Source organism: Facklamia sp. P9177, from assembly GCF_050409585.1.
Taxonomy (GTDB): Bacteria; Bacillota; Bacilli; order Lactobacillales; family Aerococcaceae; genus Facklamia.
The window spans coordinates 170,282-195,168 of the sequence record NZ_JBNUPE010000002.1 but is presented as its reverse complement, the minus strand read 5'-3'; the positions used below and the strand labels follow the sequence as shown (position 1 = coordinate 195,168).

At 37.6% G+C, this 24,887-nt stretch carries 22 protein-coding genes and 1 pseudogene; 12 read left to right on the top strand and 11 right to left on the bottom strand.

The window, feature by feature from the left end; all coding sequences use genetic code 11:
• Positions 1–177 precede the first annotated feature (177 nt).
• The 6 genes and pseudogenes from ACQV18_RS01830 to ACQV18_RS01805 all read right to left on the bottom strand — a co-directional run bounded on the left by ACQV18_RS01830 (position 178) and on the right by ACQV18_RS01805 (position 8,987).
• Positions 178–3,153, bottom strand: a complete 2,976-nt coding sequence (locus ACQV18_RS01830) for a YSIRK-type signal peptide-containing protein (RefSeq protein WP_428892458.1) — start codon at positions 3,151–3,153, stop codon at positions 178–180.
• A 581-nt stretch (positions 3,154–3,734) separates the two neighbouring features.
• Positions 3,735–4,631: pseudogene (locus ACQV18_RS01825) on the bottom strand (IS256 family transposase); the annotation flags it as partial.
• 429 nt (positions 4,632–5,060) lie between these two features.
• A complete protein-coding gene (locus ACQV18_RS01820) occupies positions 5,061–5,981 on the bottom strand; it encodes a metal ABC transporter solute-binding protein, Zn/Mn family (RefSeq protein ID WP_428874741.1) in 921 nt (306 codons plus the stop codon).
• Positions 5,982–6,243: 262 nt separating this feature from the next.
• The gene (locus ACQV18_RS01815; protein WP_428881808.1) at positions 6,244–7,383 is read right to left on the bottom strand and encodes a metal ABC transporter permease; all 1,140 of its coding nucleotides are present in this window, start codon (positions 7,381–7,383) and stop codon (positions 6,244–6,246) included.
• Positions 7,376–8,260, bottom strand: coding sequence for a metal ABC transporter permease (locus ACQV18_RS01810; RefSeq protein WP_428892457.1), 885 nt, complete (start codon positions 8,258–8,260; stop codon positions 7,376–7,378). The genes ACQV18_RS01815 and ACQV18_RS01810 overlap by 8 nt, the downstream gene beginning before the upstream one ends.
• A gap of 1 nt (position 8,261) precedes the next feature.
• On the bottom strand, positions 8,262–8,987 hold the full coding sequence (locus tag ACQV18_RS01805; RefSeq protein WP_428873693.1) for a metal ABC transporter ATP-binding protein: 726 nt from the start codon (positions 8,985–8,987) through the stop codon (positions 8,262–8,264).
• Between the two features lie 770 nt (positions 8,988–9,757).
• Here ACQV18_RS01805 and ACQV18_RS01800 point away from each other — a divergent pair.
• A complete protein-coding gene (locus ACQV18_RS01800; protein WP_428873692.1) occupies positions 9,758–10,720 on the top strand; it encodes an asparaginase in 963 nt (320 codons plus the stop codon).
• 70 nt (positions 10,721–10,790) lie between these two features.
• Here the strand turns inward: ACQV18_RS01800 and ACQV18_RS01795 are convergent, their stop codons facing one another.
• Complete coding sequence (locus ACQV18_RS01795) at positions 10,791–11,072, bottom strand: GNAT family N-acetyltransferase (RefSeq protein ID WP_428873691.1); 282 nt, start codon at positions 11,070–11,072, stop codon at positions 10,791–10,793.
• 173 nt (positions 11,073–11,245) lie between these two features.
• A complete protein-coding gene (locus ACQV18_RS01790; RefSeq protein WP_428881812.1) occupies positions 11,246–12,247 on the bottom strand; it encodes an ornithine cyclodeaminase family protein in 1,002 nt (333 codons plus the stop codon).
• 241 nt (positions 12,248–12,488) lie between these two features.
• Here ACQV18_RS01790 and ACQV18_RS01785 point away from each other — a divergent pair, with 241 nt between their 5' ends.
• Entirely contained in the window at positions 12,489–13,268 is a 780-nt protein-coding gene (locus ACQV18_RS01785) for a threonine/serine ThrE exporter family protein (RefSeq protein ID WP_428873689.1), read from the top strand.
• Between the two features lie 24 nt (positions 13,269–13,292).
• On the opposite strand, the gene ACQV18_RS01780 is transcribed toward ACQV18_RS01785, so the two are convergent.
• Positions 13,293–14,015 (bottom strand): TraX family protein, encoded by a 723-nt coding sequence (locus tag ACQV18_RS01780; RefSeq protein ID WP_428874745.1) that lies wholly within the window; start codon positions 14,013–14,015, stop codon positions 13,293–13,295.
• Between the two features lie 126 nt (positions 14,016–14,141).
• A complete protein-coding gene (locus ACQV18_RS01775) occupies positions 14,142–15,035 on the bottom strand; it encodes an LCP family protein (RefSeq protein ID WP_428892456.1) in 894 nt (297 codons plus the stop codon).
• Positions 15,036–15,228: 193 nt separating this feature from the next.
• On the opposite strand from ACQV18_RS01775, the gene galU reads away from it, so the two are divergent.
• The 10 genes from galU (at position 15,229) to atpC (ending at position 23,647) form a co-directional block, all read left to right on the top strand.
• Positions 15,229–16,101: a UTP--glucose-1-phosphate uridylyltransferase GalU gene (galU, locus tag ACQV18_RS01770; RefSeq protein WP_428892455.1), complete on the top strand. Its 873-nt coding sequence runs from the start codon at positions 15,229–15,231 to the stop codon at positions 16,099–16,101.
• A 9-nt stretch (positions 16,102–16,110) separates the two neighbouring features.
• The gene (locus tag ACQV18_RS01765; protein ID WP_428873685.1) at positions 16,111–16,992 is read left to right on the top strand and encodes a UTP--glucose-1-phosphate uridylyltransferase; all 882 of its coding nucleotides are present in this window, start codon (positions 16,111–16,113) and stop codon (positions 16,990–16,992) included.
• 434 nt (positions 16,993–17,426) lie between these two features.
• A complete protein-coding gene (atpB, locus tag ACQV18_RS01760; RefSeq protein WP_428873684.1) occupies positions 17,427–18,134 on the top strand; it encodes a F0F1 ATP synthase subunit A in 708 nt (235 codons plus the stop codon).
• Between the two features lie 24 nt (positions 18,135–18,158).
• On the top strand, positions 18,159–18,371 hold the full coding sequence (atpE, locus tag ACQV18_RS01755; protein WP_258435918.1) for a F0F1 ATP synthase subunit C: 213 nt from the start codon (positions 18,159–18,161) through the stop codon (positions 18,369–18,371).
• A gap of 27 nt (positions 18,372–18,398) precedes the next feature.
• A complete protein-coding gene (atpF, locus tag ACQV18_RS01750; protein WP_428874747.1) occupies positions 18,399–18,899 on the top strand; it encodes a F0F1 ATP synthase subunit B in 501 nt (166 codons plus the stop codon).
• Positions 18,886–19,290, top strand: a complete 405-nt coding sequence (locus ACQV18_RS01745; protein WP_258435920.1) for a hypothetical protein — start codon at positions 18,886–18,888, stop codon at positions 19,288–19,290. The genes atpF and ACQV18_RS01745 overlap by 14 nt, the downstream gene beginning before the upstream one ends.
• The gene (gene atpA / locus ACQV18_RS01740) at positions 19,287–20,822 is read left to right on the top strand and encodes a F0F1 ATP synthase subunit alpha (protein WP_428873682.1); all 1,536 of its coding nucleotides are present in this window, start codon (positions 19,287–19,289) and stop codon (positions 20,820–20,822) included. The genes ACQV18_RS01745 and atpA overlap by 4 nt, the downstream gene beginning before the upstream one ends.
• Positions 20,822–21,760, top strand: coding sequence for an ATP synthase F1 subunit gamma (atpG, locus tag ACQV18_RS01735; RefSeq protein WP_428892454.1), 939 nt, complete (start codon positions 20,822–20,824; stop codon positions 21,758–21,760). Before atpA ends, atpG begins: the two co-directional genes overlap by 1 nt.
• Before the next feature lie 2 nt (positions 21,761–21,762).
• Positions 21,763–23,223: a F0F1 ATP synthase subunit beta gene (atpD, locus tag ACQV18_RS01730; RefSeq protein WP_428873680.1), complete on the top strand. Its 1,461-nt coding sequence runs from the start codon at positions 21,763–21,765 to the stop codon at positions 23,221–23,223.
• A complete protein-coding gene (gene atpC, locus ACQV18_RS01725; RefSeq protein ID WP_428873679.1) occupies positions 23,207–23,647 on the top strand; it encodes an ATP synthase F1 subunit epsilon in 441 nt (146 codons plus the stop codon). Before atpD ends, atpC begins: the two co-directional genes overlap by 17 nt.
• Before the next feature lie 46 nt (positions 23,648–23,693).
• On the opposite strand, the gene ACQV18_RS01720 is transcribed toward atpC, so the two are convergent.
• Positions 23,694–24,857 carry a nucleotide sugar dehydrogenase gene (locus ACQV18_RS01720; protein ID WP_428892453.1) on the bottom strand — a complete coding sequence of 388 codons (1,164 nt, stop codon included), beginning with the start codon at positions 24,855–24,857 and terminating at the stop codon, positions 23,694–23,696.
• Positions 24,858–24,887 lie beyond the last annotated feature (30 nt).

Sequence of the window (24,887 nt, the reverse complement as noted above, 5' to 3'; positions counted from 1 at the left end):
AATATCAAGATTATATGTGTCAGGAAGAAAAGAAAAGGAGACCAAGCAACCGTTAGTTGCTTAATCTCCTTGGATAGCATCAACCCTATTGGACATAGAGCCAAAAAATTTTATCTGTATACCCTAGTTAATAACTATCCGGAAATGAATTCGTTCATAAAACAAATTATTTAAATTTTATTCTTCGTTTTCTTTCTTTTTAGGCATTGTAAGGAACAATCCAGCTAAAATAGAAAGGGCAGCTCCAGAGAAGATGGCATATGCTCCTGCATCCCCTGTTGCTGGTAAAACGGAAGCTTCATCCATCTCACCATTAGGTACTTGAGGGTTAGGCTTTTCAGGTGTCTCTGAACTTTCAGGAGTTTCTGAACTTTCAGGTGTCTCTGAACTTTCAGGTGTCTCTGAACTTTCAGGTGTTTCTGGACTTTCAGGTGTTTCTGAACTTTCAGGTGTCTCTGAACTTTCAGGTGTTTCTGGACTTTCAGGTGTCTCTGGACTTTCAGGTGTTTCTGGGTCTGTAGGATTATTAGGGTTAGATGGAACGTTTGGGTCAACTTCTTTAACTTCTACTATCACTAAAGATGACTTTGTAACACTTGCACCGTTCTTATCCGTTACTTTAAAAGTAATCGTGTATTCCCCAGGAACATTTGGGTTGAACCCTCCATCATTGGTAATCACAACTGACTCTTTTAAATCACCATCTTCAGCATCTTGTGCGTCTGTTATTAATGAAGCTAAAGTAAAGCTTTCGTCACCTTGAGCAATGGTGCTATTTTTAACACTAAGTGTTGGCGCTTCATTAAGTGGCGTCAATGGTGTCATTTCTTCCTCTACAGTTACGACTGCTGATTTAGAAATAGTTGCGCCATCTTTATCCGTTACTTTAAAGGTAATTGTATATTTTCCAGGAACATTTGGGTTGAACCCTCCATCATTGGTAATCACAACTGACTCTTTCAAATCACCATCTTCAGCATCTTGTGCGTCTGTTATTAATGAAGCTAAAGTAAAGCTTTCGTCACCTTGAGCAATGGTGCTATTTTTAACACTAAGTGTTGGCGCTTCATTAAGTGGCGTCAATGGTGTCATTTCTTCCTCTACAGTTACGACTGCTGATTTAGAAATAGTTGCGCCATCTTTATCCGTTACTTTAAAGGTAATTGTATATTCTCCAGGAACATTTGGGTTGAACCCTCCATCATTGGTGATCACAACGGACTCTTTTAAATTACCATCTTCAGCATCTTGTGCGTCTGAAATTAATGAACCTAAGGTAAAAGTATTATCACCTTGAGCAATACGCATGTCTTCAACGGTGAGGGTTGGAGCTTCATTGATTGCGGTCCATTTTGGTGAAACTGTAACAAGAGATGACTTAGTAATAGTTGCGCCATCTTTATCCCTTACTTTAAAAGTAATCGTGTATTCCCCAGGAACATTTGGGTTGAAGCCTCCATCACTGGTAATCACAACTGACTCTTTTAAATCACCGTCTTCAGCATCTTGTGCGTCTGAAATTAATGAACCTAAGGTAAAAGTATTATCACCTTGAGCAATACGCATGTCTTTAACAGTGAGAGTTGGCACTTCATTGAGTGGTGTCAACGGTAGATTATCTTCAGGAATATATTGCACAGCTGCAATGTCCCGATAATCATCCGTTTCTGAAGCATAATAGGTTATTGCTGGATTACTATGCAAATTGAATGTTTCTACATAATTAAAAGTAGAACTTGTCACATCATTGCCGATCATTTTCCAATCACCTGTATATTGGTTAAGGCCAACTTGTGTCCCTGCCAATCCATCTTTTGATAGTTGGGTTTCTTGAATGACTTCAGGATGCGCTAAGAATTGATAAGCAGCGGTGAATTCACCATAAGAAGTTAAATTTTGAGATCCATCTTCATGACTATCCGGCTCACGACTTTCAAAAAAAGCTCGCCATTCTAATCCAGCCCATAGTGGTAAAATAGGAGTCTTTTGAGCCTGTTCTTTTGTCACAACATAATCCAACCGAATAGCAATAGGAAAACGAGAGGAAAGAGTTCCTGAATTAATGGCAAATCTTCGAACTGTGCTAAAGCCTTCATCATCCAATTCTTGATTTTGACTTAGCTTGAATTGCTTGATTGCTTCTTCCGGAGAAGCGTATCCTTTCGTAGAAGTAAACATTTCTCCTTTAGGTTGATATGATGAGTGTGTTGCCGTGTAGCCTCGATCTACAATGCCTCCAGGTAAATAATCAAATCCTTTAGCTTTTAAGGCGCGCACTTCATCCAATGTTGCTAGATTACCGAATTTTCCGGCATAACTATACTCATCCCCAGTATATTCTCTTAGTAGTTGATCACGTAGATCAAAGGCATCTGATAAAGCTGGGTACTCGACTCCTTCATACTCTTTAATCATTTCTAATGGTAATAAAATATCAACTGCTGCATCATGTGTTTTTTTGATATCCGTATAGTGCCAATCACCTGCTTCATCTTTTAATTTATCCCCATCATATGTCCCAATTTGTGTGATTTTAATATCTTTTAATAGAGAAGGAACCACTAAACTATAAGATGTTGCGGTTTGGACATGATCCGAACTTGTAATTCCAGCAAAAGAGACCTGGAAAGAATACTGAATATCTCCCGTCTCCAGTTTTTTCGCTTCAAGTGGAGTTACATCAACTCCACCTCCTGTATAGGAAATAACATTTTGTGAGGGAAAATTTTGAAATTGATTATAATTTTGCATTGGCTGAAATTGAACGTCATTGTCTGTAACAATTTGAGGTTTCTCTTGTAATTCAAGTTCATTACTGTTTGAACTAAGTGATGAATCTTCTTCTATTTGATTTAAATGAATTTCCTCTTCCGTTACTGTTTCTTCTTCAGTTACTGCTTGCTCTTCAGTTACTACTTCTTCTTCAGTTACTACTACTTCTTCAGTTACTACTACTTCTTCAGTTACTGCTTGATCTTCAGTTACTACTTCCTCTAAAATTACTGCATGAGAAAAATTCTCATCAGTCAATTCGTTAGCCGAAGCTTGTGTAATGCCAAATGAACTCATTACTATAAATGAACCAATTGCTACTGAACATAAGCCAAAAGATTTTTTTCTTAAGGCAAATCTGTTTTTATTTTCTAACACCATATCATAACCCCTTTCAAAATAATCAATGCATAATATACATTAATTTATTATAAACTAATTGAAATGTAAAGAAAAGTCAAGTGTATAAACTTCTTTAAATATATTTTTGCTTTTTGACAACAACTATTATGACCTCAAAAGCTTTAGATAAAACCTTGAAACTTATTATTTTAAATAATACAGCCTTAAATCCCTATATAAATGTATTATAGATCAATGTCGAAGGTAGTGTCAGATAAATTGTGTAACCTACATTTCAAGATTGTAATTATCAGATCAATACTTCTGTTATTTCCGATCCTAACCTCGCATTTTAGATGATCTTTCGAATACCATGTGGATTCGCTTAGATCTGTAGGATTGATAAGTCCTCTAAAATGCGAGGGAAGCAACCGAAGGGTGCTAGTTTACTCCATTAAGATACTGGGGCTTTGTGAGACCTTCTCTTAATTTCGTCTCGTTAACTGGTCGTTTTGATCCAAAAGAGATTGAAGTTCAAAGGTTGCTTTACCAAAGTCTTTATGTTTCCGATGTCCAAACTTTGCGTTATACTCGCTAATAGAACAATAGACTGTTTTTCCCTAAGTGGCTTCATGGGGAAACTGTTCTTTTATTGTTGTGATCCGCTTTATTTGTTTATTGACGGCTTCTGATAGTTTGTTGGTATAAAAGGATGTCCATATTTCCTTGGGAAAATGCATAAATGAGAAAAGATTCTTTTTTAGTCTCAATTGTTCAGCCAACTTTGGATAAGTCGCTCCCCAGGTCTGGATGAATTCATTGAGTAGTCGAGTGGCTTCTACGATACTACTGGCTTTAGGAACTTTTTTTAGTGACGCTAACACTTCTTGACGGTCCTTCAAACGGACTTTCATGAAGACATGTCTCAGTAAGTGTGTCCAACAAGATGGATGAAGGGCCATCGGAAACTCATTAGTCAGGGCCTCCGCTAACCCGGTTAATTCGTCTGAGACAAAAAGTAAAATATTTTCTAGCCCTCTTTGTTTTAAGTCTTGAAGCATTTCACGGTAATGAAGAGCTGACTCTGTAGGATAGACTTGAAAATCGAGTATTTCCTTATAGCCTTGAGCATCGATACCGATAATAGTATGGACGGCTTTCTTAGAGACATTTCCACGCCTTACAGGGACAAAAGTAGCCTCACAGTATAAACATACATCGTCTTGTTTGATGGGGCGTTGTCGATAAGCACCCATTTCCTCTTCAATAGTTTTTGATAGATTGGAAATGGTCGTTGGAGAATAATGAGGACCTTACATCTTTTCGATGAGCTTTGAATTGTCACGTGTCGTCACAGCCTTTTGAACCATCCAAACAATCATCTCCTCTAGATGAGAGAGCACTTCTTGAAGACATTGGAGTGTTTTAACGTCTCATTCACCTAAACGATCACGGGGTACTTTAAGATTCAACCTGCCATATTCTGTTATTAAAGTTCTCGAATAATAGCCATTTCTAGAATTGCCTGCATGGTAGCCTTTGACTTCTCATTTCTCATCATCAAGAAAGACGATTCTTTCACTTTCAAGCAGTAGATTAATCGCTTCTTCTAAAGCCTGACGAAACAGTTCATGAACAGATTCACCTTGGGCTAGTGCTGTGAATTATTTTGTGTTAAAGTCTTCCATAAGGGACCTCCTGTGTATGACTGTTTTGTGGTTATTACAATCTTACATAAGTGAGGTCTCTTTTTCTAGAGAGTCTCGGAGCTTACACAAAAATTTTACGCTATGTATTAAGCTTGATCTATAAATCTATTTATATGTTCATAAAGCCCATAAGTTTATCTCTCAAGTCTTTACTGAAATAAGACTTTGAGTTAACCATACAAAAAAAATATACCGAGAATTCCTCGGTATATTTTAGGTCGAATCGCATTTAAGTTATTATTTTAAATTGTTTACAATTAAATCAACATTATGACGACACATATCAATAAATGTATCTCCCTCTTGACCTTCAGGTGCTAATGAATCAGAGAAAAGTTCTTGACCTTCTCCACTAACAACTTTCACTTCAAAACCTTTAGAGGCACAAGCTTCTTTTAATTTTTCCATCCGTGCTGGATCGGTTGTTGATTCAGCAAAGATTGCTTTAATTTTATTTTCAACAATAAAATCAACAGTATCATCAATATCTTTATTAGAAACCTCAGAATCGGTTGTTACCCCTTGAGGAGCACGTACTGGAATATTATAAGCTCTTGAGAAATAATTGAAAGCATCATGTGGGGTAATTAAGAAGCGACTTTCTTCTGGAATTGAAGCAATTTTTTCCTCTAATTCTTTATCTAATTCTTTCAATTGCGTAATATACTTATCGGTATGCTCCATAATTTCAGCTTCATTGTCTGGTATTAACTCGATTAGGGCTTCAGAAGCTCTTTGAGTAGCTTGTTGATAGAGATTCAAATCAAACCAGAAATGAGGATCGACAGCCATTCCCCCATCATCGTCCATTACTCCGACCTCATTCGAATCAAAATTTTCTGAAACTGCCACACCAATTGGTTCTAATTGTTCAATCATTTTTCCTTCAAAATGCAAACCATGGTATAAAACAAGATCAGCTTCTTTTAATTTTTGCAAATCTTGAGGTCTTGGCTCATACAAATGCGGATCCTCCCCTGCTGGAATAATCATTTCAATGGTTACCAGATCTCCGGCTAAGTTCTTTACCATATCTCCTAAAAATGAGGTGGTTACAGTAACCATTGGTTTTTCTTCAGCTGCAACACTCGAAGCTAAACTAACGGATGACCCCATAAACAATGCCATTGCGAACAGAAACTTAATAAACTTTTTCATACTATATCTCCTTTTTAGGTTACCCTAATTATTTTTGTAAGGTAAGTATATAATAGTAATAATTACATGTCAACAGAATTTTAGACGAATCTAAACTAATTAAAGATTTTTCCTTATTTTTTGATAAATGACGATTAACTTTGTAAACTTTTACCAAAGATTCCTTATTTTATTCATTTATATCTTCAATATTAAAAGAACCCACGTCCTAGTAATGGACATGGATTCTTATGCGCAAACAGATTGGCGTTAGAGGACTGAATTAAAGATTATACCTTTCTTTAAGAGATTTTACTCTTACTTGACCTTTTGAAGTTAGTTGATAAGTAGCATTCAAATTATCATGAAAAACTTCGTCATTTTTTATTAAACGGTTTGCTACTTTTTCAATTTGCTCTTGGGGCCATTGTAAATGCTCTTTTATTGATTGGAAGCCAACTTCACTCAATTCATTTACTGTATTCCTATGATTTGCCAGATGCATAATAAATAATTCTTCTTTTAAGGTTCTTTTTTGTTGAATCTTACGGACCATTTGAGTAATGAATCCATTTTTATTAAACAAGAAAGTCAATCCAAACGTGATTCCTGCAATGGTGGCTGTCATACCAGAGAGTGAAACATTTAAGCCTAAGCCGATAAAATAACCCAAAACGGAGTTAAAAATTGCATAAAGACTGGCTATCAAAAGCATATGATTTAATTTTTTTACAATGAGATAGGCTGAAGCAGCTGGTGCGATTAAGAAGGAAATAACAAGAATGGCCCCCACAGCATCAAAAGCGACAACCGTTGTGATTGAAGTTAACAACATCAAACCATAAAAGAGCACAATCTGGGTAAACCCAGCCACTTGGGCAAATTGGGCATCAAAGGTTGTGATTTTCAATTCCTTATAGAAGAGTACAATAAACAAAATATTTATGAGTAACATAACACTCATTTGAACAGCTGATTTAGCAATCGAAATACCAAAGACATCCAAACGAGTTAAGGAAGCCATTCCCACATCCCCCATTAACACAGCATCCGTATCAAGATGGACGTTCCTCCCATATTTAGTAATTAAAATAACGGATAAGGCGAAAAAGAGCGGATAGACAACACCAACCGCATCATCATTTTTTATTAAGCCGGTATTGGATAAACTCTCGACGCCCCAGACAGTAAAAACGCCTATCAAAGCGGCGCCAATTATTAATAAGGGGGATGTTAAGTCATGAGCGATAAAATAAGCTAATACGATTCCTAATAATACGGTATGAGAAATGGCATCTCCTAACATCGAAAGATTTCTCAATAAAAGGAAACAGCCAATGATTGCACAAGCGATAGCTGTCAATACCAGAATGATCAGTGATTCATAGGTAATATCAAATAATAGTAAGATATTCTCAATCATTGAATTCTCCTCCTTTTTTTGGCATGAGTGTTTTTTGAACAATTCCCTTTTTACCAAAAAGCATCGAAAGTAATGCGATAATTGATAAGGTCAAAATAATAGTTGGACCCGTACTCATACCGTTATATTTGGTAGAGATATAAGTTCCAATCACGGCAGATATACCACCAAAGATCCCCGAAAGAATTAAAACGCGCTCAAAACGATGGGTCCATTGCATCGCTGCAATGGAAGGTACAATCAAAATTGAAGCAATTAGAATGGTTCCGACAAGTTTTAAGCCTACAGCAATTAAACTCATCGTCATGACCAGAATAATACTGTAAAGAATAACAGGTTTAATACCCACTGTTTTCGCATAAACTTCATCAAAGACAAACAACTTAATTTCTTTTTTAAAGAGAATTAATATAAAAATAGAGATAAGGGCCACAATTAAAATGATTTTTAAATCATTTTCCATAATATAAGAAGCTTGACCGAAAAGGTAATTTTTTAACCCTGCTTGAGAAGCTCCTTTAAAACGCGGATTGCCAGAAATATTACTCTTTAATACCATACCAAAACCAAAGAAAGATGATAAAATGATGGCTAGAATTGCATCTAAATTAAGTTTGGAATGTTGGTCAATGATTTGAATTAAACCGTAAGCCACTCCCCCACTAATAACGGCTCCGATCATCATGGTCATGGTATCTTTGGAGAGCGTCAACATGAAGGCTAAAACAATCCCAGGATAAGTAGCATGCCCAATTGCATCGCCAATCAGAGATTGACTTTTAAATACACTCACAGATCCTACTGCTCCTGAAGCAGAGGCTAAAAGAAAAGTAGAAAGTGCAATTAAAATAAAGGAATAACTAGTTAAAATATCCACTTTAAATTTCGCCTCCCCAAGTCATATTCGCTTTAACTAAATGTTCATGAACAAAGACTTCTTCAGTTGGTCCCGCCGCAATTAGACGTTTATTTAAAATAATAACATGGTCAAAATATTGTTTAATAGTGTTCAAATCATGATGAACAACAATCGACGTGTGCCCCTTTTGCTGGATTCGCTTGACAAAGTCAATAAAGATTCTTTCGGTCCGCTTGTCCACTCCTGCTAAGGGTTCATCCATAAAGTAGATCTCTGCTTCTTGAGCAATGGCTCGTGCAATAAATACACGCTGTCTTTGACCACCTGACAATTGGGAAATTTGGCGGTCTTTATACTCATAAATACCAATTTCTTTTAAGGCTTGATGAGCCTTTTCATAATCAATTTTACGTGGCCGTTTAATCCATCCTAAATGAACATATCTCCCCATTAAGACTACATCTTCTACAGTGGTTGGAAAATCCCAGTTGACTTCACTGGCTTGGGGAATATAGGCGACTTTATTTTTTATGGCATCAAAATGTGTTCCCAGTATAGATACTCTTCCTGAAAGGGGCTTTTCTAATTCTAGAATCCCTTTAATTAGAGTAGACTTACCAGCACCATTAGGTCCAATAATAGCTGTTCTTGATCCTTTCATAATTTTAACGTCAATATCCCAAAGAACAGGTTGTTCTTGATAGGCCATAGTTAAATCCTCAACTTCGACGATGGCATTTGTCATAATGTTTCCTCCTATTTAATTTAATAAAAATGATACCCAAAGATTTTCAGCAAAATATCTATTTTTTAAAAGATTACTCATTATTGAAAAGTTTTAACGAACCTTTTCCATCTATTTAGTTCTTTTTCTTTTTCTGATATCCCCTCCATTTTTTATCCTTAAACTCCGATGGCCTCTTTTAATTTTATTTTAAAGTGATTAAAATGATATTAGACTATTGACAAAATTTTTTTAGTTTAGTCTAATTCGACTTAATTTAGTATAGGTATATTTATGAAAATGTCAACAATCAGACACATCTAAAAATCACTTAATAAGCATAAAATCCACTCATTTTTGATGTGAACCCCTAAACACGAGCCACAATATTTATTGTAACTATGCGGCCTGTAGCCTATAGTCAATAAGTAAAAGTCCGTTTATTCTTTTCTTTTTGCGTGGGTGTATTCCGATAATCATGCGACATTTGAATTCTCCTTTATTGATGATTGGTCACTTCAATATAAAATGAATTCAGTGTCGTTTTTTACTTAGACGAATGAGTGTCAAGTTCATTATAAAATCCGCCCTATATTATCATCCTTAACACCCTAATTTTTTAAAAAGCCCAAAGAAGTTTTCCCTATTACATCTGGTTCATCTGGATTTAGACAGGGGAAACGCCTTTTCATAACTTTAACCAAACTCTTATTAAAATCAAAGCGGTAGGGATTGTTTACTGAATTTGAAAACGTTATACTTTTCTAAGAACAACCATGAGGAGTGAAAGCATGAAGAAATTATTATTAATTAATACCGGTGGCACGATTGCCATGTCTGAAGACCAAACCAGTGGTAAGGTATCTCCCTCATCTGAAAACCCAATTATTACCCAATCTTCTTTCTTTAACCAATTCGCTGATATCACTGTGGAAGATTTAATGAATATTCCTTCACCGCATATGAACGAAGAATTGATGCTCAATCTTAGCAATTATATTCAATCGATATCGGATCAATATGATGGCATTGTTGTCACCCACGGAACAGATACTCTGGAAGAGACAGCCTATTTCTTAGAACTAACCCTTGATATCCCCATTCCAGTCGTTTTAACGGGAGCCATGCGCTCAAGTAACGAAATTGGATCTGACGGTTTAGCCAATCTCCGCTCTTCCATCTTTGTAGCCCGTGATGAGAAGTCCCGCGGCAAAGGGGTATTAGTGGTGATGAATGAAGAAATCCATACCGCTACTTATGTGACCAAAACCCATACCACTAATGTTGCAACCTTCCAGACACCTACCTTTGGACCGATTGGATTAATTTCTAAAAACCAGGTCATTTATTTCCAAGAATCACTGCACCGTGAATATTATAAAGTTAATTCAATTAGTAAAAAAGTTGTCTTAATTAAAACTTACGCCAGCATGGGGCCCGAACTCTTTCAAACAGTCCTAGATAATAATTTTGATGGCTTAGTTATTGAAGGATTAGGCGCTGGTAATATTCCACCCGAGACACTTCCACCCATTCAACAACTGTTAGAAAAAAACATTCCTATTGTGATGGTTTCTCGAGCCTTTAACGGAGTCACTGAAGATGTCTATGACTATGTAGGCGGTGGTAAACAATTGAAACAAATGGGGATCATATTTGCGCAAGGACTTTCTGGCGTAAAAGCACGACTTAAATTATCAGCGATTTTGAACGCGGAGATAGAAGGAGAAATTGCTTCAGCCTTCCATCTATAAGCTTAATACAAAGACGACCTCCCATTGATTAACGAATCAATGGGAGGTCTTAATTTATTGGCTTAAATCCTTAAGAGTCTGCCGTCACATCCTGATATTTTTCAGGATCCTTAGCTAGCTTGTGGGTCACATAGGTGCAAGTGGAAGTAATCTTTCTTCCTTCCCTCCGGGCTTTATCGACCATTGCATTGAACAACTCGCCAGCTAGCCCCCTACCCTGATTGGTAGGGTGAGTAAAAGTATGAGTGACCCAGATTTTATCGCCTTCGGTTAATTCATAAACCATCTGTGCCAGTGTATTTTCTTGTTCATCTACTGCAACCAACCTTCTCGAATCATCCACGATTTTCATCGAAACCCTCTTTTCTAAACCTATTTTTTAACTGAAAGTCACTTAAAACCATTATAAACAAAATGTAAGCGTTTGTAATCTTAAACGACTCAATTTAACCTACTTTTAATATAGGGGAAATATAAGTATTGCTCGCTCTTAAAAGAAGCTCTAGGATGTTGGTCAATAAATAATTAAGCGGTAAAATCAAAGGAAGTTCCCAATCCTTGTGCTAAGGCCCTTTGATAGACTTCGTGAGCGACAGCTACATCCGTGGCACCGATTCCAATTGGAATACAGATGATGCGCTGATTTTTTGGATCAATCTTTTCACTCGGACTCTCAGAAAGTTCAGCCAAAGTAGCTGTGATATCTTCTTCTAAAATTTGACCTGACTGATAGAGAGGTTTCAAGATTCCACGATTAAGAGCTTGACTGACGTGGTCGACCACAATAGCATCTGCTTGGTGGATCAATTCGTATTCAATTTCTTGGTAGGATCCCATTGGGAAAACGATAGTTCCTTTTTGTACCCACTCTTCTTTTATTAAAGCAACCTTAGAAGGAGTTAGGGTAAAGACCGCGTCTACTTGACAAGCCTCTTGACCGTCTTCACAGATTTTAATGGCGCCTTGGACATATTTTTGCATATCCTCTTTAAACTCTTCGGCTGTATCGTGGTGGATATTCCAAACCCTTAATTCTACTATCTCAAAAACAGTTGAAATGGCATGAGTAACCTGTCTAGCTTGTTGACCAGCGCCGAAGATACCCATTTTAACCTTAGGCTTATTAAGCATATATTTTAAAGCTACAGCTGCTTGCGCTCCGGTTCGCATATTCGAAATCCGTGTCCCATCTAATACTGAAATAAAATTACCCATTCTAGCATCGACTAGCATGATCATCGCATTAATAAAGGGTAAACCCGCTTTAGCTCGTTCTCCTGCAAAACCTCCCACAAATTTTTGACCTGCTACTTTTAGAGAGCCTAAATAAGCTGGCATGGCGTTAAGAAAGGCTTCATGAAAAGGCCAGCCTCCCGTTTCCCCCATATCCAAAGTTACCTTACCTGGATTAACCACTTGACCAGCCGCAAATTCTTTAAAAACATTGTCAATAATTTCAACGGTATCTTCCATGGTAATTAAATGCTCAATTGTGGAATCATTGATCAGTAAACTTGATTGATCCATTAAATCACCCCTTTATGATTATTGTATCATGACACTTTTCTTTTTTCGATGCTTTGAATAAATGCTTTAACGCTAGCTTGAGTTTGTTTGGTTTTCGCTTGATAAGCCATAGGTTCGTCCTTTCGTAATTAATTATTTAACAATTATTATACTTTACTCATAGTACTCGACCAATTGATTGACTCTCCTTGCCTTTTAAAGCAATAGGTTCTAAAATATAAAAAAGAAGGAGGGTGGTTGAATGCGTATTTTCTATAAGAAAGTTTTTAAATTAGCACGTTTAGCTGGGAAGATTCTTTTAGAATCCAATGCCGAGGAACACCGTGTTGAAGACACGACTTTGAGAATCCTTCAAACAACTGGCCTTGACTCCCCTTCTAGCTATTCCAACACCACCGGTCTTTTTTTATCGCTAACAGATACAGACTTGGCAGAATATAGTTTTTCTGGTATTGTCCGCATAAATCAGCGACAAAACAATATCCAACACATCGCTAAAGTAAATGATATTTCTAGATCCTATGTTTCTGGCGCAATATCTGTTGATCAAGCCTATGAAGCCATGAAAAATATCAAGGATGATAAGTATGGCTTTTTAATTAAATACATTAACCTAATCCTGATGGTCCTCTTCGTCATTCTCTTTGGCGGAACTAATATCGATATGTTGGTCGCTTTTCTAATTGCTTGTCTCATACTAGCTTTAGAATATTGGCGCAAAACAACTTTTCTCACTGACTTTTTCTTTAATATCTTATCCATCGCTCTAGGATCTTTAGCCGTAAAATGGATTGATGCTAGTTTCCCTTCAACCATTCATCCAGGCATTATTTTAGGAGCTATGATCATGCCAAATTATCCAGTAACTTCAACGACCAATGCCATGCGCGATATTCTTAAAGGGAACAATCTTGCTGGTATAATCAAGGGCATTGATGCAATAATGGTCATCATTTCTCTGACTATTGGGTATACCCTAGGAATTCTTCTTAGTCAAATACTCCTGCCCTTCCTAAGCTAAAAACCGATAGCCAAAAACCGATTTTTAATTGGATTTAAAAAGCATTAATTTAATTAGATAAAGCAATAAAATATGTCCCGGATAGGCCCAATAGTGAAAGGCTTGTTGAACCCTACCACGCTTACCATTATAAAAAAGAATAAATAGACTGCTTAGAAAGACAGTGGGCATGAAATACTCAAAAGCAAAGGCTGGCAGAACGGCTAGCGCCTCTCTTAATCGTTTACCATAAGCAAAATAAAAAATTAAAGCAGCTAATAAACCAAATAAGTCATAATCTGCCATAGTTAAATATGCTAAGCCAAAGCATAAGCCGACACTCACTAAACGCATCAACCAACGATCTTTAAAATAATCCAGACTTACAAAAAGCATTAAGGCAATCAATAATTCTATGAAAACATTTTGATGGCTCCAATAAAAGACTTGATCAGCAAAGGCTAAATCAAAAGGTATTTCCGATATCACTGCTAAAAACCCCAAACGCATAAAATAACGCTTCAAATTTTTAGTATGATGATAACCTTCTAATAATAGATAAAGATAGATTGGAAAAGCTAAGCGCCCAATATTTCGCATAATTTCATAAACGCTTACCATCTGGCTTAAGAATTCATAGCTGTAATCACTCTGATGTCTAAAGATGCCCATTTCGATCAGAACAACAGCTGTATGGTCAATGATCATAAAAATTAAAGCCAACCACTTTAAATGGCCAGCTGTTAAAAAGCCTTTAAAGTTCTTCATTTTATTGTCACCCACTCATCAAATTTATTTTTAAAATTATTCTTATTATATAGAGAAAACGCTTTTAAAACAATAAAAAAACAGACAGCTAGGGGCAATGATGCTATGCTAGCTGTCTGTTTTCATTTATTTATCCGATTCTTTTTCTAATTTAAAGCTTTCTTCATTTTCTGAATTATTGGTAAGCTTACCGTCTAACTCGTCCTTAATAATTTGTTGATTCTTATTAAAGGACTCTTCAGTAATTTGATCATAATAGATGCCGTCTAACATAAAGCCTTCACCTTCAAATTGATTAAAGGTTAGCGTTGGACGCATATCTAAGTGTGAAATTACTAGCTTACCCAAATCAAACATATTGAGATTCATCCCCACATATTTGTTAATAGCCGTCGTCATATCTATTACTTCTTTAATACCTCTGCTTTTATTTAAAGTAGATTGGGCAATACCAACTACCACTTGACGTTGACGCTTTTGACGAGCATAGTCGCCACCAGAATTGTAGCGTTCTCTAACGTAAGCAAGCGCCATCTCACCATCTAAATGTAGTTCTTGACCTTCAGTAAAACTATAACCGCTGATTTCAAAAGAAGTTGGTGGAACAACATCAATTCCTCCTACAGAATCAACTACATCAGCTAAGCCTTTCATATCAACGGTAATATAGTATGGAATTTCAATATCTAACCAGTTTTCGACTGTTTCAACTGACAATTCTGGTCCCCCAAAGGCATAAGCGTGATTGATTTTATCCATTCCTCTATCAGGAATATCAACATAGGAGTCACGAGGAATAGAGGTAATGACAATATTTTCTTCCTTAGGATTTATCGTAGCAACCATCATAACATCTGAACGCCCAACTTCTGTTCGACCTAAATCGCCCGTATCAATCCCTAAAAGTAAGACTGAGAATGGCTTATTAATATCCATAGCATGGGTAGTCACAGTAGTTGTGAATAATGATGTCATGAATAAAGCAAAGACAGTAATATATTTAATTAGTTTTTTGGACATTGTTCCATCTTCCTTTCTATAATAGCATAGTTATTATAAGTTATTTACGAGGCGATTTCTAGAAATTCACAAAAAATACTAACTTATCACTAATCACTTTAAAAACTTTGAGGCTATTTAAGAATTGACATGGCTTGAGAATATCAGATAAAAGCCGTATGATAAAATGGATTACAAACAAAGGAGATTGTCTATGAAAGTTAGAAAAGCCGTCATCCCCGCAGCAGGGCTTGGAACTAGGTTTCTTCCTGCAACAAAGGCCATGCCTAAAGAAATGCTTCCTATCATTAATAAACCGACTATTCAGTTTATTGTGGAAGAAGCCCTTCAATCAGGTATCGAGGATATCTTAATTGTGACCGGACGGTCTAAGCGGCCCATTGAAGACCATTTTGATGCCAATGAGGAGTTAGAAGCCGTCTTAGAAGCTAAAGGTAAAGAAGAATTACTAACCACTGTCAAAGATCTTAATAAGATTAACCTCTTCTTTAAACGTCAATCTTATCCAAAGGGCCTGGGCCACGCTGTTTTACAAGCCAAGAATTTTGTAGGAGATGAACCTTTTATCGTCATGTTAGGCGATGACTTAATGACCGATACGGTTCCCTTGACCAAACAATTAATCGATAATTATAAAGATACCCATGCCTCTACTCTAGCAGTCATGTCAATCCCACCTCAAGATACCTCCAAATACGGTGTCATTGATCCGGAGCGCCAATACAAAAAAGGTATTTATAATGTGAGACGGTTTGTCGAAAAGCCAACACCCGAAGTCGCACCGTCCAATTTAGCTATCATCGGCCGCTACCTATTAACACCAGAAATCTTTTCACTATTAGAAACACAAACAGCTGGGGCTGGTAACGAGATTCAATTAACTGATGCCATCGATCGCTTGAATAAAATCCAACGCGTCTTCGCCCTGGAGTTTAATGGACATCGTTATGATGTAGGAAATAAATTCGGTTATATGAAGACAGTAATAGAATATGGTCTCAGTCTTCCGGATTTACGCGATGACTTAATTAAATTTATCAAGTCCACTGTTGACGAGCGCTTATAGGAGGTTATTATGACTAAGGTTCAAGTTAAAAAAGCTGTTATTCCAGCCGCTGGTCTAGGCACGCGCTTTTTGCCAGCCACCAAGGCAATTGCTAAAGAAATCTTACCTATTATCGATAAGCCGGCCATTCAATTCATTGTTGAAGAGGCTATTGCGGCTGGGATTGAAGATATTTTAATTATTACTGGTAAAGGAAAACAAGAAATAGAAGATCATTTTGATGCCAACTTTACCCTCGAACAAAATTTAAAAGCCAAAGGGAAGGAGAAACTCCTTAAACTAGCCACTGAAACATCTAACTTAAATATTCATTATACCAGACAACACCATCCAAGAGGACTGGGTGATGCAGTTCGTCACGCCAAAGCCTTTATCGGCAATGATCCCTTCTTACTACTCTTAGGAGATGATATTATAAGGGGAGAAAATCTTTCCAAACAGATTATTGATCTCTATGCGGAAAAAAGACAAACAGTAATTGCCGGCGTTCGTGTCGATCCTGATAAGACCAAAAATTATGGTATCTTAGCTATTGAAAAAACAGCTACCCCTCACGTCTTTCAAGTCCTCGATATGATAGAAAAACCACAAGATCAACCGTCTTCAAATATGGCTGCAGCGGGGCGTTATATCCTAGAACCGACAATCTTTTCCATCCTAGACCAACTTGAAGTTGGAGCAACAGGTGAAGTGGAATTGACTGACGCCTTAATTGAATTACAAAAAACGCATCCCCTATTAGCTTACGAATATCAAGGCGAATGGTTTGAAGTAGGAGATGCTAAAGGGATGCTCAAAGCTTCTATTATATTCGCCATCGATCATCCTGAAGTTAAAGAGGAATTTATCCCTTATCTTAAAAATTTAGCTGAAAAGTTTGCGAATGAATAGTTATAAAAGCAGTGTCAATTTATGACTCTGCTTTTTATTTTAGAAATTATAAAGGCTATGGAGGTCGATAATAAATAAGAAATTTCAGAAAACACAAATAAAAATAAAATTTTTTTCTAATATTCGTGTTTTTATATTGTATAATATTGCACCACTTAAATAATAATTTATGCCGTTTTATGTAAGCGAATAAAAAACGATTGTATCCCCTATGCTATCAATAAATAACTCCATAATTATTAAAAAACTTTAACAAGTTAACTTAAAGGTTAAACAGCTATAAAAGCCAAAGCACTACGATTTCTTTTGAAAGTCATAAAAATTATGCTATAGTGGATATAAGTGCTAAAATTTTACTTTTTTTCTTAGAAAAATAGTTTAACTGTTTAATAAGTGTAAAATCAGCATTAAAACTTATGAAAGAAGGAATCTGAATGGAAGATACACCGATTGTTCGTTTTCTCGGCCTATCTTTTAACTTCAACACCTTGATAGCCACCCTGGTCGTGGTAGCCATCATCACGGTGTTGTGCTTATTAGTTAGCCGCAGATTATCAGCCAATCATCCTTCCAAATTCCAAGTTTTGATGGAAATCATCATTGAATTTGTTGAAGGCATCTGTGACTCAACCCTCGGCCAGCACCAAAGTGTTTATGTCAATCTAGGGTTGACCTTTTTCTTGTTCGTTTTTGTGTCAAACTTAATTGGACTCCCCTTTTTAATTGTGACAGAGCATGAATCATTTTGGCGAAGCCCAACGGCTGATCCTATCGTAACCATTTCCCTAGCAATTATTGCTATTTTATCAGGTCACATTTTAGGGATTAAAAAGAATGGTTTAGGAGGTCACTTTAAAAACTTTTACGCTCGCCCAAATATTTTAAAATTACCTTTACAATTGGTTGAGGAAACAATCAATACAACCACCTTGGCCTTACGTTTGTTTGGTAATATTTTTGCCGGGGAAGTTTTAGTCGGACTGATTGCTAAATTCGCTATGGTCTTCATTCCATTTACTTGGGTAATTGCCATTCCCTTACAATTTGTCTGGCAAGGCTTCTCTGTCTTTATTGGTGCTATCCAAGCTTATATTTTTACCACTTTAACTATGGTTTATTTATCACACAAAATTAATCACTAATCCAAATACAAAGGAGATTTAAATATGACTGAATTAGCTGCTGCACTTGCTGTCGGAATCGCTGCCCTAGGTGCGTCAATTGGTAACGGAATGGTTATTTCTAAAACCATCGAATCCATTTCACGTCAACCCGAATTAGACTCACAATTAAGGGCTTTAATGTTCCTAGGTGTTGGTCTGATTGAGGCTGTTCCGATTATCGCTGTTGTTATTTCCTTTATCTTAATCTTTAGCTAACCATCAACTATTTAAGGAGTGTCAATATTGGACTTTACTATTATTCTGGGCGAAGCCCTTTTAACGCTTGCATCCTTTTTGATTTTACTCTTTGTCATCCATAAATTCGCATGGAAACCCTTCAACCAAATGCTAGAAACGCGTCAGAAGAAAATTACTGACGATTGGCAAGCGGCTGAAGAAGCTAAGAATAAGAACAAGGAAGCCCTATCACAAATTGATGCACAACTAAAATCAGCTCACTTAGAAGCTGAAAAAATTATTCGTCAAGCACAAATTGATGCCAATCATCTGCGCGACAAGATGATTGAAGAAACACGTCAAGAACAAAGCAAAATGCTGCAAATGACGCAAGAAGATTTAAAACTACAAAGACAAAACTTTGCCGAAAATATGCAAGAATCATTAGTCCATATGGCAGTTGCCATGGCAGGCAAGGTCATTCGTCGTGAAATTTCAGAAGATGACCACCGTCAAATGATTCAAGAATTTATCACTCGATTGGAGGAGCTCGATGAACAACGGTAGACTTCACAAACAAGAAGACTTAGCAGAGCTCGCCCTAAAATCAGGACGACAGGTCACCTATGAAGATGACCTGCTCTTCGAACTGCTAGACATTGAAATTAATGATGAAGAAGAAGGTCAAGAAATCTTAAAAGAGTTAACTGGAGAGCGACTCTTTTTATCTTCAGCGATCCCCTTAACCAAAGCAGAAAAGCTTAAAATTGCCCGTGAATTCATGCGCATTACTGGCTTTTCTATTCGTTCTTTTACCACTATTATTAACCCAGACTTAATTATTGGTGTCCGCTTACAAAGCGAACGCTTCTACTATGAGCTTTCTGGCGGACAGATCTTGCAAACTATGCAAAATGAAATTAATATTCCGGAAAGTGAAGAGGTGATTTCTTCATGAGCACAAACGAAAAGTTTACAAAAGATGTTTTAAAACAAATCCACGACTTTGAAATTGATAAGAAGTTAGAAGAAATCGGAACCGTTTCTTATGTCGGCGACGGTATCGCCTTTTCTGAAGGATTAGACAACGCCATGTATGGTGAGATGGTTGAGTTCAATGATGGAACCATCGGCATGGTACAAAACCTTGAAAACGACCAAGTCGGAGTAATTATTTTTGGCTCCTACCATCAAATCCATGAAGGCGATATTATTCGTCGAATGAACCACACCATGGAAGTTCCCGTTGGTAAGGCCCTGCTTGGACGAGTGGTAGACGCCTTGGGACGTCCCATAGATGATAAAGGACCTATTTTAACCAACAAAACACGACCCGTCGAACAAGAAGCTCCGGGCATCATGGAAAGACAGTCGGTTAAAAAGCCTTTGGAAACAGGTATTAAGGCCATTGACTCCCTAGTTCCCATCGGAAGAGGTCAAAGGGAATTAATTATTGGAGACCGTAAAACTGGTAAAACTTCACTCGCTATCGATGCCGTCTTAAATCAAAAAGGCAAAGATGTTATTTGTATCTATGTAGCGATTGGACAAAAGGAATCAACGGTAAAAAACATTGTCAATACTCTGACCAACCGTGGTGCAATGGATTACACTATTGTAATGACTGCTTCTGCTTCCAAGCCTGCTCCTCTTCTATACATCGCTCCCTATGCGGCAACTGCTATGGCTGAGGAGTTTATGTACGAAGGAAAGCACGTCTTAATTATATATGACGATTTATCCAAACAAGCAGCAGCTTATCGTGAAATGTCCCTCTTGCTCAAACGACCACCTGGGCGTGAAGCCTATCCTGGGGATATTTTTTATCTACACTCACGTCTTTTAGAACGTTCAGCTAAATTATCGGATGAATTAGGTGGTGGTTCGATCACTTCTTTACCGATTGTTGAAACGCAAGCAGGTGATATCTCAGCTTATATCCCAACCAACGTTATTTCCATTACAGACGGACAGATCTTCTTACAAAGTGATCTCTTCTTCTCTGGCGTTCGACCAGCCATTAATGCCGGACTATCGGTTTCACGGGTTGGAGGATCTGCGCAATTAAAAGCCATGAAACAAGTATCAGGAACCTTACGTTTAGACCTAGCTTCCTATCGCGAATTAGAAGCCTTTACTTCCTTTGGATCAGACATCGATGAAATGACTGCCCGCCAATTAAGACGTGGCGAGCGCATCGTGGAAGTTTTAAAGCAAGGCCTTCACAAACCTATGCGCTCTGGCGTTCAAATCATCGTCTTCTACGCTTTAGGTAATGGTTACTTTGATAAGGTATCCGTTAATTTAATTCACCAATTAGAAGAAGTAATTGCTAATGAATTTACTACCTATCATGCCGGGCTTTTACGACAATTAGAAGATAACCAACCCCTACCAACTGAAATCGAATTAAATGGTATTTTAGACAAAGTTGTTGATAATTTTATCCTAGTTCATTCTGAAGGATCTAAAACAGGAAGTGATAAGTAATGCCGTCTTTAAACGAAATCAAACGACATATTGCTTCTACTGAAAAAACAAAAAAAATAACTAATGCTATGCAGATGGTCTCAAGAAATAAAGTCAACCATTTATTGGATATGACTCAATCTTATCAAGTCTATATTGATCATTTAAGAGAAACCATAGTGCAACTGCACTATACCTTAAAAGTCACCCCTCCTAACTTTTCCAAACCAGAAATTCGCTCTTTAATCACTCCCCGGAAAGTAAACAAAATTGGTATTTTTCTTATCTCAACTGATAAGGGCTTAGCAGGTTCCTATAATGTTAACTTAATTAAGGGGCTGGATGAGTGGATTGAAGAACAAAACTTTGATGAAGAACAAGAATTAGTTTTTTATACCCTAGGACGGACAGGTGAAAGATATTGCCGCGAACGGGGCTACAAAATTGCTCGCTCTTACTATCCGCTGTCTGACCAGCCGGGCTTTCAAGAAGCTCACTACTTCATCAGACAACTACGTTCAGCCTATGTGGAGAAAGAATGTGATGAGCTTTATTTAGCTTACAATCACTATGGACTAGGTTCCGGTACGAATTCAAAATTTGGAGTCGATAACTTATTACCGGTAGTTTCTTTAAACCGCCGTATGGAACTTGATCCATCTTTTGATAAAAAAGAATTAATTTCGGAAGTCTTTTTAATCGAGCCCTCAATGGAAGCAGTATTAGAAGGCTTAGTTCCTCAATATATCGAATCTTTTGTCTACGGTGCCCTCTTACAGGCCAAAACAGCTGAACATTTCTCACGTATGATTGCCATGCAATCGGCCACTGAAAATGCTAAAGAAATCATTGAAGACTTGCAGTTGCGCTATAATCGCGCCCGACAAGTTAAAGTAACCAATGAAATTATCGAAATTGTTGCAGGTGCTCAAGCCCAACATAAAGAAAGAAGGAAATAAGTATGCGAATCGGACATATCAAACAAGTAATCGGACCGGTCGTGGATGTTTCCTTTCCTTTAGAATACGGAACACCAGAAATCCATCATGCCCTGGTTGTAACCGACCTTGAGGAAGTAAATGAAACATCCGACTTAAAGACGATTCTCCAACACCGAAAAGTGGTACTCGAAGTCGCTATTGATATTGGGCATGACACCGTACGTACCATTGCCATGGAAGCAACCGAAGGTTTATCACGGGGCATGGCTGTTGTCGATTTAGGTGAAGCCATTAAAGTACCCGTAGGTGAAGCTACATTAGGACGCGTATTCAATGTTTTAGGAGATACAGTCGATAATGGACCTGAACTCTTCCCAGATGTAGTCAAACATTCCATTCATGCCGATGCGCCTGAATATAGCGAACTGGCTTCAAACTTCGAAATCTTAGAAACAGGAATAAAGGTCATTGACTTATTAGCTCCCTACCTCAAGGGTGGAAAAATTGGTCTTTTTGGAGGAGCCGGTGTCGGTAAGACGGTATTAATTCAAGAATTAATTCATAACATTACCCAAGAACACGGTGGCCTTTCGGTCTTCACTGGAGTTGGTGAAAGAACGCGTGAAGGAAACGACCTCGTCCATGAAATGCGCGACTCTGGTGTTTCTAAAAATACAGCCATGGTCTTTGGCCAAATGAATGAACCCCCTGGAGCTAGAATGCGGGTAGCTTTGTCTGGTTTAACCATGGCAGAGTATTTTCGTGATGTAAAGCATCAAGATGTCTTGCTCTTTATTGATAACATCTACCGTTTTACTCAAGCAGGTTCTGAAGTTTCGGCTCTACTTGGAAGGATGCCTTCAGCAGTAGGTTATCAACCTACCTTAGCTTCTGAAATGGGAGCCATGCAAGAGAGAATCACTTCCACCAAGGCAGGATCGATTACATCCATACAAGCAGTATATGTACCAGCCGATGACTATACAGATCCAGCGCCAGCGACTACCTTCTCTCACTTAGATGCAACCACTAACTTAGAGCGTAAATTAACCGAGCAGGGTATCTACCCAGCAGTTGATCCACTCGCCTCCTCTTCTTCAGCCCTATCTGAAGATGTTGTTGGCGAACGACACTATCGGGTAGCTCGTGGCGTTCAACAAACTTTGCAAGGCTATCAAGACCTCAAAGATATCATCGCCATCTTGGGTGTAGATGAGTTGAGTGAAGTTGAAAAACTAACCGTTAAAAGAGCCCGACGTATTCAGCTCTTCCTATCACAAAACTTCCACGTAGCAGAAGCCTTTACTGGTATTCCAGGTTCATACGTAACCGTACAAGAAACAATTGACGGCTTCGAAGGTATTCTAAATGGTGATTACGATAATCTGCCTGAAGAAGCTTTCCGTAACGTAGGAAATATCGATCAAGCCATTGAAAAAGCTAAGAAAATGGGAGTGGATTTGGATGACGCAAACGCTTAAAAATCTACAAGTTCAGATTATCTCTCCTAATGGCGTAGTCTATACCAAACGTGCCCGCAAATGTCATGTGCAAACCATTGATGGTGGTATCACCATTCTACCCAATCATATTGCCATGATGACCGTCTTAGACATCTCAACTGTTATCGTAGCACCTCTAGTCGAAGGCAAACCGGATGACTATATCGCTATTAACGGTGGACTATTGGAAATTCGGGACAACGAACTTAATATTATTGCCAACATGGCCGTTCGAGCCCTAGATATTGATGACGCCCAGACTAAAATGGAGTTGTCCATGGCTGAAGATAAGCTGAAACAAGCAGAAATCAATCAAGATATTCGCGCTTATCATTCAGCTGAAATTGAATTACGAAAAGCACTCAACCAATTGGATGCTTTCAAACATCAACATAATCAATAAAAAGAAACCTTCCGTTTTCAAATTAACGGAAGGTTTTATATTTATCTTAATTATTGCCAAAAACGTCGCGACTATAGACTTTTTCTTTTACAGCTGCTAATTGATCTGCAAGGCGATTAGCAAGAATAATATCAGCCTTTTGACAAAAGACTTCAAAATCAGCTACAACTTCTTCGCCATCAAATTGCTTTTCTTCAAGTGTCGGTTCATAGATAATTATCTCTTTGCCTTCTGCTCGCAGCTGTTTAATAATATCAAGAATAGCAGATTGACGGAAATTATCCGAATTGGATTTCATGGTCAAGCGGTAAATGCCGATTACTTGCGCTTGATGTTTTAAAACTTGTGAAGCAATATGTTCTTTACGGGTTGCATTCGAATCCACAATCGCTTGAATTAAGTTGTTTGGAACGTCTTGATAATTAGCCAGCAATTGCTTGGTATCCTTAGGCAGGCAGTAGCCACCATACCCAAATGACGGATTATTGTAGTGATCACCAATTCTAGGGTCAAGCCCTACTCCTTGGATAATGTGCTGACTGTTTAAGCCACGTACTTCAGCATAGGTGTCCAATTCATTAAAATATGAAATCCTTAAAGCCAAATAAGTATTGGAGAAGAGTTTTACTGCTTCTGCTTCAGTTGAAGGCATGGTTAAGATAGACACTTCTTCATCCAAGCAAGCCTCAGCAAATAATTCAGCTACTGTCTGACTATGAACAGATTCATTGCCGACAATAATACGAGAAGGATGCAAGTTGTCGTAAAGCGCCTTACCTTCTCTCAAAAATTCTGGTGAGAAGATAATATCCATACCATATTTTTGACGAATTTCCTCAGTATAGCCGACAGGAATGGTTGATTTAATCACAACTACTGCCTGAGGGGCATATTCTTTAACTTTATCAAGCGCCTCTTCGACAGCTGAAGTGTCAAAGTGATTATTAGCGTCATCATAATTAGTTGGCGTAGCAATAATCACTAATTCTGCCCCACTATAAGCATAGCTAGGATCATCGGTGGCTTCTAACTTTAAAGAATGATTGGCTAGGTAATCTTCCATTTCAGCGTCCACAATAGGTGCAATTTTTTGATTGATTAAATCGACCCTTTCTTTAACAATTTCCATCGCTTTCACTTCATTATATTGAGCCAAAAGAATCGCATTTGAAAGCCCGACATAACCCATTCCTGCAACTGTTATTTTCATGACGCCACCTTATCTTTCGTTATTTTAATT